Source organism: Acetivibrio mesophilus (assembly GCF_004102745.1).
Classification (GTDB): domain Bacteria; phylum Bacillota; class Clostridia; order Acetivibrionales; family Acetivibrionaceae; genus Hungateiclostridium; species Hungateiclostridium mesophilum.
The window spans coordinates 52,314-65,770 of sequence record NZ_RLII01000009.1; the positions used below are offsets into that span (position 1 = coordinate 52,314).

Consider the following 13,457-nt stretch of genomic DNA (forward strand, 5'->3'; position numbering starts at 1 on the left):
TATCTTAGAATATTTGTGTTTATTATGCATTTTTTAGAACTATAGAAATATTATATCATAAAAAAAGTTTTAGTATATAGAATTTTATTGATTAGTAAATAAAAAGCATTTTAGAAAACTAAATATAATAAATAATAAAGGAATTCAACCTGCTATAGGTCGAATTCCTTCATTATTTATGGCGATTAAGTTAAAAACTTATTTACATTTGTGTTTTTTTAGATAGGATTTACGCATAAAGCTAGGATAACCGCTTCCATCCCATTCCTCAATTTTCTTATTAAACTCCTTAATGATCTGGTCAGCCTTTTTCCGGGGTAGTTTACCTTCCTTTACTTTTCTGTCAACTTTTTCTTTAAACCTTTTTGTAAGTTTCTCTCGCTTTTGCTCTACGGTTAGTTTATTAAATTCCTCAATTTCTTTAATCTTTGCATCTATTTTTGCATTGAGATCATCTGCTTCTTCCTTTGTAATCTTTCCTGCATCTAATAGCTCTCTAACCTTCTGCTTCTTATTCTTTAGCTTCTCTATAGGGTCAATTTCAGCTTCAGAACCCTTATCCTTGACCCTGTGTTCCTTTATTTCACTTTTGCCTTTTGGGCTAATATCGTTCTTTTGCTGAGTAGTATTGGTTTTCGGTGACTCTGTAACTGCCGGCGATGCAAAAACAGAAACAGTAGACAAAGCAGTTATCAGAGCAGTTGCAATGATCATTTTATGGAATTTCACTTTGCCACCTCCTTCAAAACTAGTATAACCATACTGCATAAAATAATTATTGTGTTTTTCTTGTATTGATTTTGAAATATATTAATTATCGATGCATATGTGTTATATTTTCCAATTAGTGGAGGCAGATTTCTAACAAAAATCCCTTATATGTTAAAAATTCCATTTTAAAATCAATCTTATATTGTCAGCTAATCTCTATACATACTCAATATTTGTCAAAAGCTTTGCAATTACTACTGCAATCTCAGCCCTTGTAGCTAGGTTTTTTGGATTTATCTTGCCATCAAATCCATTGACAACCCCTTCCTTTGTAAGAATAGCTACCCCTTCTCTTGCATAGCTGCTTATACTTTTTGCATCGCTGTAATTTTCAAGAAATTGTTCATCGGCTTTGTCAATCTTTGCACCAGCTATTCTAAGAGCATTCACCACAATAACCATCATGTCCTCCCGGGTTATATTGGAATTGGGATTAAAATTTCTTCCGTCTCCCTTCACAATCCCCAGTGCCTTGGCAATGCCCACCGCCTCATAATAATACGCATCTTGTTTAACATCGTCAAAATTGTCTTCAAAATCAGCCTCTAAGTTCAGCGCCCTGATAATCATGATGGTAAAATCCGCTCTTTTTGTGTTCACTCCCGGGTTGAACATCCCATTTTCATCGCCCTTGACAACACCTTCCTTATAAAGCATGTCAATTGCATCCACGGCCCAGGAGTATTTCATACCAACATCCGGAAAATGTTTGGACTGATTGGTGCTGATGGCAAGTCCTTCACTCTCATTATGCAACCTGTCCAAGGCGGTAACAACATAATATACACTGTCAGCATTTTCAACCTCATAATCTACGAATTTTTGCTCGCCCTGGCTGTTTTTCCTGACAGTCGCAATAAGCTTGTATGCACTGTTATCAGAGGTAGTGTCTGCCTTCTCTCCGGTATTAAAGCGGTAAATTGCATAATACGCAGTATCCGGGTCATTATCCGTCCATGAAATTTCCACTCCCTTGGAAAGGGTATCTAATTTCCCCAGTGTGGGTGTATTGGGAGCGCTGCCACCCTTCCATGGCATTACAGGAATCAGGGCTTTCTGCGACCAGAGGTCATTCTTTATAGCTTTTACGGCCTGTTGCTTGCCCGAATCTCTAAAGTTCATAAAGCGGAACATAACAGTACCCATTATCTCAGGTTTTACAGCATTGAATTTCAATTGCCTTGTCAACTCTGGCACAGCATTTTCACCTTTAAAATACTGATCACTGTCATCGTTTATCTTATAAAACGCCTGACCTATATAAAGATGCACATTCTTTCCCCTGCATACATCCGCCCACCACGAGCCAATCTCCCCGTAAGGTGCTCTGATGTTTGCAAAAGTAAAATAAACCTGGGGAGCAATATAATCAATAAGCTCCTCTTCAACCCATTTTTTTGTATCAGCAAAGCATTTATCGTAATTTGTAAAGCCTGAGTTGGTGTTGGAACCATCACTATGCCCATCACTTTTATTTCCCCATATGCCGGATGGGCTGATGCCAAATTTAACCCATGATTTTGTCCCTCTTATCTTTTGCGAAAGCTCCTTCACCAACAAATACGTATTATTCCTTCTAAAATCGCCTATATTGGAAAACTGCCCTTTATTATACTTGTTATAGGTATCCTGATCCTTTAATTCGCCTTCATATTGCTCGTAGTAGAAATAGTCATCAAAATGCACTCCATCCACATCATAGTTTTCTACTACTTCCATAACACGATTAATCACCCATTGCCTTGCTTCTGGTATTCCCGGGTCAACAACAAACCTGTTCGTAGCTGTCTTAATCCATCCGGGATGCTCCTTGTATACACTCTTTTCAATTTTTAGAGATGAAATGGTTGAATCCGTTGTATTCATTGATACCCTGTAAGGATTAAACCATGCGTGAATCTCCAGATTACGCTTATGAGCTTCTTCAACCGCAAATTCCAATGGGTCAAAGCCAGGATCCTTTCCAAAGGTCCCTGTAAGATAGCGCGACCAAGGCACAATATCCGATTTATAGAATGCATCTCCCTCAGGGCTTACCTGAAAGAATACGGCATTTAGATTCATATCTACTGCGCTATCTAAAATATCCACAAGTTCTTCCTTGCTTTTGCTTATTCGTTCCGCAGGATTTTCAATCTTTCTCGTATCGGCAGAAGGCCAGTCAAGATTTACAACTGTACTAATCCATGCTCCCCTGAGATGCCTTTTTACAACTGGAGTATCCTCAGGTATAAACTTTTGGTATGCACTCCAAGGCTCTGTCTTTGCGACACTGACCGCAAAAGTACAAACTATCGTTACTAATATCAATGAGATGCAGATAAGTCTTCTGTAATGATTCTTCATAAGAAATTTTAACCCCCATAAATAATATTTCTCTACTCACAATGTTATGTTTTCGGCACACAGAAGTCAACCTGAAAATCTTGTTCATTTTACTTTTCCCTAAAATACTGCCGTGAAAAGGGGTGCCACAAAACCAATTAAGTTTGCAGCACCCCTTATTATATCTGAACCTCAAAAAATCATCCGCATTTTGAATATCCGCAATTCCTACACACTACACAACCACCCTCATGCTCTACCTTCTTACCGCACTCGGGGCAAACCGCAGTATCGCTGCCTTCCACACCATCTTCCAGCTCGGCAACCTTAAAATCCGCCTCATCTTCTAGCGTATCTTCGCCTTTATGATAGGTATTTGCCGTAGGTCGCTGAAATTTCTGCTCCTCTGTGATACAAATTTCACTTGTGGCATCCTTTTGTCCATTCTGCATTTTCGCAACCTTTTCTATAAGTCTGCCGATAGCGTCGGGACAAGACAGAACCTTTAACCCTTTCTGCCTTATTGTGGACGGACACCTTATCCCTTTCAACTGCTCAACAATGTACTTGTGGTCAACTCCAGAACGAAGAGCAATAGACACAAGCCTAGCCGTTGCTTCCGACTGAGAAGGGCATCCCCCTGCTCGCCCGGTATTTGTAAACACCTCACAAATGCCATGCTCGTCATAATTTACCGTTACATATAAATTACCGCATCCTATTTTTACCTTTTCAGTAAAACCGGTTGCAATTTCAGACCTCGGTCTCGGAGCTATGCCCGATACCTGATTAGTTTGACCTTTGTTCTCGGAGGCACTTTCTTCTTTACCTTTTACCTTTCCGATATTAAGTACCTGCAGGTCTCTGCTACCGTCTCTGTATATTGTTACCCCTTTGCAATTCGTCTTATATGCAAGCCAAAAAGCATCGGAAACATCTTTATGAGTTGCTTCATTTTTCAAATTTACAGTTTTTGATACGGCATTATCGGTATACTTCTGAAAAGCAGCCTGCATTCTTACATGCCAGTCAGGAGAAATGTCATGGGATGTAACAAACACATTCTGAATATTCTCCGGTATTTCACCAAATCCCTTTATTGTACCTCTCTTGGCTATCCTTCGCATCAATTCGTCAGAATAAAATCCCTCTGTATTGGCTATCTGCTTGAAGACCGGATTAACCTCTATCAGCTCGTCATTATCCATTACATTTCTTATATATGAGATCGCAAATAGGGGCTCGATTCCGCTGGATACACCCGCAATAATACTCAATGTACCTGTAGGTGCTATAGTTGTGGTAGTGGCATTTCTCACCTTTACCCCCAGATCCTTGTAAATACTTTTGTCATAATAAGGGAATACACCCTTCCTTTCCGCCAGCTCGATTGAAGCCTTCTTGGACTCATCCTGTATAAAATACATTATCTTTTCTGCAAGGTCTATGGAAATTTGGGAATTATATGGAATATTCAATTTACAAAGCATGTCTGCCCATCCCATAACACCAAGACCTATTTTTCTTGTTCCCCTTGTCATCTCATCAATTTCAGGCAAAGGATACTTATTTACATCTATTACATTGTCAAGGAAGTGGACTGCCTTCCTTACCGTATTTCTAAGCTTATCAAAATCAACTTCCGTTTTTCCGCCAATGTCCTTCAACATATTGCTTAAATTGATCGACCCCAGATTGCATGCCTCATAAGGCAACAAAGGCTGCTCTCCACAAGGATTTGTACTTTCGATTTGTCCTATTTCGGGAGTCACATTGTCCCTGTTTAATCTATCCAAAAAGATTATCCCGGGCTCGCCGTTATTCCATGCCATATCGACAATTAAATCAAACATCTCTTTTGCATTATGTTTACCAACTATATTGCCTGTATTGGGCTCAACAAGGTTGTAATCTTCATTTTTTTCCACAGCATTCATAAACTCTTCTGTTATGCCCACACTGATATTAAAGTTCGTAATATCGGCATTGTTCTTTTTGCATGTAATAAAGTCCATAATGTCAGGATGATCTACACGAAGTATGCCCATATTGGCACCTCTTCTGGTTCCTCCCTGCTTTACAGCCTCTGTAGCGGCATTAAACACCTTCATAAAGCTCACAGGTCCGCTGGCAACCCCTCCTGTGGAGTTTACCGAAGCGCCTTTGGGTCTTAAGCGCGAAAAACTAAAACCGGTGCCTCCACCGCTTTTATGTATAAGTGCAGCATTCTTTATGGTTTCAAATATGCCTTCCATTGTATCTTCTATAGGTAGAACGAAACATGCACTTAATTGTCCTAAAGGTCTTCCTGCATTCATAAGAGTGGGGGAATTAGGCAAAAAGTCGAGATTTGCCATCATATCATAAAATTCCTGCTCAATATCCTTAAGCTCCTCTGCTGAGACACTTTCCTTATCAGCAGATGCAACAGCCCTGGCAACCCTCTTAAACATCCCCTCTGGATTTTCTAATAATTTCCCATTTTCATCTTTGGCAAGATACCTTTTTTCCAGGACTTTAATTGCGTTTTCGTTTAAATTCATTAGATTAGCCTCCTCACAAATTCACTACATTTTGTGTTCTTTCTTTTAGTGTCATACAGTATATTGTATCATTTATCCATTACAAGTCAAGTTGAAAAAAATCATTTTTATGAAGAGTAATTTAATATATAACGAGATATTGAAGTTGCAGAAATAAAATTAGAATTAATAAAATTTTTAAGAATAATATAAATAAAATAAAAGCAGATAGCAAATGAAAATTCCATTTGCTATCTACAATAATATCATAATACTATTAAAATTAATAGGTTATTCTTTCAAAAAAGCATCTTCAGAATACGTATTGTTCGCATCCCAGAATATCCATTCTTCATAGCCTGCATCGTAAACAGCCTGAATTTGCTCTCTTACCTGCTTAGGTCCATAAGACTGGTAATAGCCTTTTCCTAGCCATGATGCCGTAAAGTCCTGAATGTAAGCTCTTACATCAGCTTTATTGCCTTCAACCTGTGCCAGTCTGTCCTTACACTTAGCAAGACTTTGATATACAACTCCATAAGGATCAAGGTCCGGTTTCATAAACTGAACACCGTTAACTTTCTGCCCAACAGCATAGTGTGAAGGATACACCATAGGCGAAATATAATCAACATCTTTTACTACCGTCTCCAGATATTGACCGATATCTTCCGTATCCGCGGGGCTTTCCAGTATTATTCCAAACACGTCTGCTGAGAGAACAACTCCTGGCATTTGCTCTCTGGCATAGGCCAAAAACTCATTTATTGCTTCGTATTTTTCTTTGCCGCCAGTATTAAAGCTCATAGATTTTTTGCTTCCGTCATTAGGAAATCTGATATAGTCAAATTGGATTTCATCAAAACCCTTTTCAACTGCTTCCTTGGCAATCTCGATCAAATAAGCCCATGAATCCTTGTTGTAGGGGTCTAACCATGTGAGATTATGGTTGTCGCGCCATGAACCTCCATTCACACTCTTAACCGCCAGCTCCGGCTTTTTAGAAGATAAAATAGGATCCTTAAAGCATACCAGTCTTCCAATAACATGAATATCATTGTCATGGAAAGCTTTTAATACTTTGTCCGCATTGTATTTATTCATCCATGCACCTAATTCCCTTACAGCCGGTACATTCGACTCATAACCAACATATCCGTCGTCATCCTTGATGTCTACAACATAGGCATTAATTTCTGTATTTTTTGCAAGATCAACATAATGTTGAACTCTGTCATCACTTCCTACTGTCCATCCTGTAAGATATAATGCTTTTACCTTGATATCCTTTTTTGCCGGCTTAACATCTTCACCGGAATTGCTCGGTATCGGGCTTGTTTCTTCATTGGGTACTGCAGTTGACGGGTCACCGCTATCCGTATTACCGTCATTGCTTGCTTGTCCATTATCCGTTGCTTCTGCTGTAGGCGTCGGATTATTGACTTCAACATCTTCACCTTTGCATGCTGTTAACGAAAAAACAAATACTGCGACTAGCAGAACTACTAAAAAACTCCTGTTCCTTAAAGTAATTTTTGCGTTTTTGGCTGACATATTGACCCCCCGTTGTATTTTTGTTTTTGATCAGTTTAGATATACTTCTGCTATTATTAAATTATAACACAAATATATCTGTTGTCATTATCAATAAATACCATATAAGATTTTTGCGTAGGTTTTTATATTGGTATATATTCAATAATACTATTTAGACGCAAAAATAACAATAAAAGTTTAACTATTAATAAAATTATTCTCTGGTAAATGCTGACTCTGTGTACGTATTTGCCGCATCCCAAAATATCCACTCTTCATATCCCGCATCATAGACCGCCTTTATCTGTTGCCTTATCTGTTCCGGACCATAACGCTGATAATAACCTTTGGGAAGATATGAAGCTGTAAAATCCTGAAGATATGGTCTTACCTTCGCTTTATACCCTTCTACCTTTGATATCCTGTCCTTTGTTTTTAAAAGAACATTATAAACAACTTCATAAGGCTTTAAATCAGGGGCAGTAAAAATTATGCCATTAATAGACTGACCTTTTCCGTTCCCCATCATTCCGTGAGATGAATTGGCATAATGGGAGGGGTATATCATTGGGGATATATAGTCCACATCCATCCCAATCCTTTCCAACACCTGTCCGATGCCTTCCGTGTCCCCCGGAGTCTCACAAACAATTGCAAATATATCTGCCGAAACCGGCGCACCCATTTTATTTATTTCACTTGTTGCCTCCCTAAGAAAACCGGAAATTGCATCAGCCTTAGGCGAAGGATTTTCTCCGTAATCAACCTCGCTTTTTCCTGCCGTAGGAAATCTTACATAGTCAAACTGAATCTCATCGAAACCTTTGTTAATTGCCTCCTTTGCTATATCAATGTTGTATTTCCACACCTCCTTATTATAAGGGTTTGTCCAGGCTATACTTCCATTTTCCCTCCATATAGACCCGTCCTTGCGTTTTATAGCCAGATCCACCCTCTTTCCAGCCAGATAATTATCCCTGAAACATACGATTCTTCCTATTACATATATATTGTTATCATGCAGAAGCTTTATTACTTCATCTACATCATACAACTCATGATGTGCACCAATCTGTTTTACACTTTCTACCTCTGAAAAATAATTAACTTTTCCATCCTCTTTTACATCCAAAACCACTGTATTGAGCTCCGTGGTATTAATAAGGTTAACAATATTCTCCATGAACCTTTTATTCCCGGCAGAAGATCCAGTAATGTACAGTCCTTTTACCTTTACTGCTTTTTTTTCAGGCACAGGAGTGGGAAGATTCTCTTCTTTATTACTATCCTCGTTTGTCAAAGAGTACTTAATCTGAGTATTTTGATTGTTATCATTTATTTGGTTTTTTTTGTTTAAATTTCCGTTGTAATATATAAATGCATAAGTTGTTGTAATAGCAAGCAAAAAAACAACCAAAGCTATTAAAAACCGTCTGTTTTTAAACATCCTTTTCTCCTATTCCATTCACTATAATGTTTTGTTATAACACCGCCTGAAAGGCTAATCGATACCCGCAACTTATAAGAAGTGGGAACATTTATTGCCTCGTTATATTATTTGCTTGGCAAGGGTATGTTTAAACATGAAAACTTTGAAAACGAGTTCATCATATAAGCATAAAAAATAAAAGCTGTGGACCTCGAGTCCCTTCGCTTTTGTCTCTTTCATTTCATTCCAAGAGGTTAAAAAAAGAAGCCAACAAGAACCATTCCTGTTGACTTCTTTTGAGTCTTTTTATTAGAATTACATTTTAGTTGTTGAATAAGTAATAGTTCCTTTTGAATCCATAGGGATTTCTACTGTCTGGCTTTCAAGACCTTCCATCGCCGGAACTACAATACTCATTTTGCCTGAATATTCCTGTGTCATTTGTCCTTCAGATAAAAAGCCGTTTTTAGTGTTAACTTTTATGCTTCCTGTCATTGTGCCCGACAAATCTGTAGTCATTTGCATACCCATATAGTCCGAAGCCGTAGAAGGATCTGATTTGTAATCGGCCTTAACCGAGATATAGGCAATCTCACCTTCGACTTTATCAAGAGTATACGTAGTAGTCATCTTCATATCAACAATAGTCTTAACACTGTTGTCAACAGTCCACGTGTCTCCCACCTTGATACTCTCAGTATCAGGGAATACCGTAGCTGATTGAACAGCTGATTTGATTGCTTCATCTCCAAAGCTTTGCCTTAAACTTTCTTTCGTCTGCTCCTTAAAAACCTGCGCAACTTCATCTTCACCTAAATCCATAGAATCCACTATTGAATTTAAAAGGTTATCAACACCGCTGATTTCCTTAATTTCACCATATTTTGTCATCTTCGCTGTAAAGCCCTTGCCAATAAAACTGCTATATATCGCTGACATCGAATCATCGGCATTGGCATTTTTTGAATCAAAAGACTGCTTTGCTCCATTTGACTCTATATCAATTTTTAAAGCATCATATTTATAGTCAGCTGTAATATTTCCCTCCGAATCCACATCATTAACAGAAACAATAAAGTCATAAACCATATTTTGGTTAGTTTCTACACTTTGCCCGCTCTGTTCTACGTTCATCGTTTGATCCATTTCAATATGATACTTATAGCTGTCACCAACATTTACATTTACGTATAATGCAAGACCCGAGTTACAAGCACTCAGTGATAATGCCATAACAGCTACTATCAAAGCAACTAAAATTCTTTTTGACCTCATAAACAATATCATCTCCCCAAATGTTTTAGGATTTTATTATATAATACTTGAAAAAAAAGTCAAGATATAATCTTATAGCCAAAAAGAATCCCTACCCATTCTCATTTGCTCACTGAAATTAGGAACAGTCCAGTAAAGCCATTTTGATTTGCCAACTGTGAAACGACCTTCTGTCTTAAAAACATTAGTGCTAGAAGGACTGTCCAGTAAGAATTTTCGGATATAGGCTGTTAATTGAGGTTGCTGTGATGCAGGGAAAACCCAGTGGGCTTTGCCTTTACTTTGAAGTTCTACTTTTACAGCATAATTTCGAGACGAATCAGTCTTCCCAGTACATTTAAATCCTTTCTATAAATCGTATCCGTTACTAGTCTTGCGCCATTACTGACAAGCAACAATTTGCCGTTTCCAATGTCTTTTATCTGTCTTACCGTCCTTTTGCCTTTATAATCAACAAAGTAAATTCCATCCTTATCAATGTCATGGGTACTATAAACCAAAGCAAGATCGTCCTTAATTATTCTAAAACCGGACATATCGTTATCTTCAATAATCAGATAGAATAATTTATCCTTTGGAAAACCTTCGACTTTGTTGTGTATTATAGGTAGCTGCTTTGTATCAACGGATTTGTCCATCTTATAGCGATATACAGGTACTGGCATGAGAATTCCTGCAAGAGCATCGTTCCAGATATCCTGTACAGGCTTCTCAACAACCTTCACCACATTTGCATCCGGTTCCGGCTTGTTTTCTTCAGCCTCATATAATTCCAGTTTTCCCACTTCACCTCGCAATGCTCTGGAGAATTTCTTTACGAGGTCTTCATTTAGTATCCTTTTACCTGATTCTACATCAGCAATAAATCCCTCAGAAACACCCACCAATTTTGCAAGCTGCTTTTGAGTAATTCCAAGCTCCTTCCGGAGTCTTCCAATCTCTGAACCTAATCTGCTCATATACTTTCACCTTTTCCAAAATATAATTCTTGATGTTATGGTTCTAATATATTATTAAAAACTATATATCTATTATATCAGTTGAAGGTAAATTGTAAATTCGGTCTTCGATAATGTGCAATGAAAGAATCTATGTACCTAATGGTGTTAACATCCTTAAAATCATTCCATCTCTTTAGTACTGCATTTTATACTGTATCTTCATTCACCTAAATGGATGATAGCAAAAATCCTACGGAGGCTAAACCTATCCGTAGGATTTTTTATTTGGCCTCTTGGAATGAAATGAAAGAGGCAAAAGCGAAGGGACTCGATGTCCCGAGCTTTTACTTATTGCAACATATATCTAAAATCTATAAGTTACAGAGGTATGGAAGGAATCACTTTAAGCAAATACCTTTTGAAAATTGTTAAGTCTGTTGAGTTTACTTTACCGTCTCTATTCAAATCCCCAGCATCTAAGTTTGCACCTGGAACTACAATACCCAACAAAGCTCTTTTTAATATTGTGCAATCCGTAGAATTCACATTGCCATCGCCATTTAAATCTCCATAAGTAATTGGCGGCTTGGTCGGCGTCGGTTCCGGTGAAGGTTCAGGAGTATTCCCTCCGTTAGGCGGTTCTTCACCCCACAGTAAAACACCATTATCATATACAGGTATGTAAGGAGTCAATCCTGCAAAGGATACAGCGTCATAATCCGGAGACTTGCTTAAATTCTGAAACGACCAATCGTTTTCATTAGAGCCTATGTTAGCGTCTTTGTATTTAATTGATACATGGGCATCTTTTTCACACATTTCCCATTCGGCAGGCATAATCTGTGTTCCTGTAAAGTCTACCGTAAAGTAGTAAATATTATCCTTGTACTGCTTCAATCCTTCAAGTTTTGCTCCCTCGCTTTGTCCAAGGGTTATTTGAACATCATCCAGACTTCCTCCAGCCTCAAATATTTCACTTAAATCCATGAAATAACGAACAGACAATTTATCTTTCATTGTGGGAGGCCATGCTGAGCGGTTGTTCACCTGGAGCAGCAGATTTAAAGTTCCATAGCCCTCGTAGATTATCCAACCACGGCAGAAGTATTCAGTAAGGTCATCTTCCGGCGCTCTGAAATCTTCAGGCTGAGGCCAATTTTCAAGAGGTTCTCCGCCATACATATCATACATTTTTGCCAAAGACCCCACAAAACCTGCATTGTAGTCGGTAGCCACCTCATTCAAAGTATAGTCTGAAATATCATCCACCCAGCTATCATCTGAAGACGGTCCTCCAACCAGTGCGCCATAGAGAATATGGCGATGGAAACCCGGTACATCAAGCATACTCACCCATGAACCATGAGCTGTTCTGTGATGGGGATGCTCAGGTGCATTTTCACCAAACCCTACCACAAAGCTTCCTTTGCGTGGATTATCCCCGAGAATATAGTTTATTTGCCTTTCTGCGAAATTGTGATAGGCTTCTTTTTTTGACGGCGTGCCAACCGTTTGGTCGTCAGACCATACAAAGGCTAAAAATGCTGCTGTAGACGCATAACGCAAAGAGCCCCATGGTGAAAGCCATGCCAAGCCCCCAGGAGTATAAGTAATGCCTCCGCCGGGCATCCAAAAATCAAGGTTCTTTTCAACCATAGCGGCATATCCCTCGTCATGAGTAATCTGGGCTATTTTAAGTGCCGCTCCGTAACTGACATCATCCCAACAGTGGGTATGTCCCCCTCCTAATGAAGTAACAGGCAAATAGGATTTTGCTTTATCAAGATAAGTGGTATCACCGGTTTTTATGTAGAGCCACACAGCACCCCAAGCCATATCATCCACATAACCTCCGGATGGATATAATACATCCAGCGGATTTTTGCCTCTATATTTATCACCAAACTCAAAAATCTGCTTTGCATGGGTCAAACAAGTTTGAGCATATTCCGGGTCTGTCGGCTCGAATATGATTGAGGCAATAGCCAGACAAGCAGCAGTCTGCCCCGCCACATCAGAACCGGGGGTTGACGGATTTAGCACAAAGGACTTCCTATCGGTAACATAATCCAACAACTCGTGGGGAACCCATACCGAGTGGTCAGAATCGTTGTAGCCGCACATATAATACAATACATCTGGCTCCGGATGAGCTTTAATGAAAAAATCCGTAGCCCACTTTATTTCGTCCAAAATATCATCTAATTGACCTGATTTTTCAAAGGCTTGGCGATATTCATACACAGCCCATCCCAATTGACCTGCCGCATAGGACATAGGATGGGTGAATTTGATTCCATCCCCGGCATCAGCCCATCCTCCGGTAAGGTCCAGACCGACATCTTGGCCGTCAGTCATTGCCGCATCAGCCCGGTAGGGCAGAATGTAATCATCGGGCAAGTCTCCAAGACGGTTGGCTTTGTAAAAAAGAATTGCTTTTTGCAAAGCTTCTCCATAACTATAGTATGCTCCCCCCGAACGAGGTGAAGAAGCAGCCTGCACTTTTGATTCAAGAGCAGACGACGGCAGCAGTATAGCAGCCAAGAAGAATACCAGAACAGCCAGGGCAAATTTTTTGTGAAATTTGACCGATTTCGTTTTCTTCATTATTAATAATACCTCCCCTTAAACTTTACTTTTATTGTATTTAATATAAAT

8 protein-coding genes are annotated in these 13,457 nt (G+C 39.0%); all 8 read right to left on the reverse strand.

Annotated features, from left to right (window positions below; translation table 11 throughout):
• Positions 1–198: 198 nt before the first annotated feature.
• On the reverse strand, positions 199–729 hold the full coding sequence (locus tag EFD62_RS08900; RefSeq protein ID WP_128705990.1) for a hypothetical protein: 531 nt from the start codon (positions 727–729) through the stop codon (positions 199–201).
• Between the two features lie 198 nt (positions 730–927).
• Complete coding sequence (locus tag EFD62_RS08905) at positions 928–3,117, reverse strand: family 10 glycosylhydrolase (protein WP_128705991.1); 2,190 nt, start codon at positions 3,115–3,117, stop codon at positions 928–930.
• A gap of 179 nt (positions 3,118–3,296) precedes the next feature.
• Positions 3,297–5,639, reverse strand: coding sequence for a vitamin B12-dependent ribonucleotide reductase (locus EFD62_RS08910; RefSeq protein WP_069194422.1), 2,343 nt, complete (start codon positions 5,637–5,639; stop codon positions 3,297–3,299).
• A 270-nt stretch (positions 5,640–5,909) separates the two neighbouring features.
• Positions 5,910–7,172: a putative glycoside hydrolase gene (locus EFD62_RS08915; protein WP_128705992.1), complete on the reverse strand. Its 1,263-nt coding sequence runs from the start codon at positions 7,170–7,172 to the stop codon at positions 5,910–5,912.
• 196 nt (positions 7,173–7,368) lie between these two features.
• Positions 7,369–8,601, reverse strand: a complete 1,233-nt coding sequence (locus EFD62_RS08920; protein WP_128705993.1) for a putative glycoside hydrolase — start codon at positions 8,599–8,601, stop codon at positions 7,369–7,371.
• A 297-nt stretch (positions 8,602–8,898) separates the two neighbouring features.
• Positions 8,899–9,858 (reverse strand): DUF6263 family protein, encoded by a 960-nt coding sequence (locus EFD62_RS08925; protein WP_069194425.1) that lies wholly within the window; start codon positions 9,856–9,858, stop codon positions 8,899–8,901.
• 296 nt (positions 9,859–10,154) lie between these two features.
• Entirely contained in the window at positions 10,155–10,817 is a 663-nt protein-coding gene (locus EFD62_RS08930; protein WP_069194426.1) for a helix-turn-helix domain-containing protein, read from the reverse strand.
• 360 nt (positions 10,818–11,177) lie between these two features.
• Positions 11,178–13,406 carry a glycoside hydrolase family 9 protein gene (locus tag EFD62_RS08935; RefSeq protein ID WP_069194427.1) on the reverse strand — a complete coding sequence of 743 codons (2,229 nt, stop codon included), beginning with the start codon at positions 13,404–13,406 and terminating at the stop codon, positions 11,178–11,180.
• Positions 13,407–13,457 lie beyond the last annotated feature (51 nt).

Excerpts from the sequence above, each read along its gene's own strand:
- EFD62_RS08915 (WP_128705992.1), bottom strand. The coding sequence starts at position 7,172 with ATGTCAGCCAAAAACGCAAAAATTACTTTAAGGAACAGGAGTTTTTTA.
- EFD62_RS08925 (WP_069194425.1), bottom strand. The coding sequence starts at position 9,858 with ATGAGGTCAAAAAGAATTTTAGTTGCTTTGATAGTAGCTGTTATGGCA.
- EFD62_RS08920 (WP_128705993.1), bottom strand. The coding sequence starts at position 8,601 with ATGTTTAAAAACAGACGGTTTTTAATAGCTTTGGTTGTTTTTTTGCTT.
- EFD62_RS08910 (WP_069194422.1), bottom strand. The coding sequence starts at position 5,639 with ATGAATTTAAACGAAAACGCAATTAAAGTCCTGGAAAAAAGGTATCTT.
- EFD62_RS08905 (WP_128705991.1), bottom strand. The coding sequence starts at position 3,117 with ATGAAGAATCATTACAGAAGACTTATCTGCATCTCATTGATATTAGTA.
- EFD62_RS08930 (WP_069194426.1), bottom strand. The coding sequence starts at position 10,817 with ATGAGCAGATTAGGTTCAGAGATTGGAAGACTCCGGAAGGAGCTTGGA.
- EFD62_RS08935 (WP_069194427.1), bottom strand. The coding sequence starts at position 13,406 with ATGAAGAAAACGAAATCGGTCAAATTTCACAAAAAATTTGCCCTGGCT.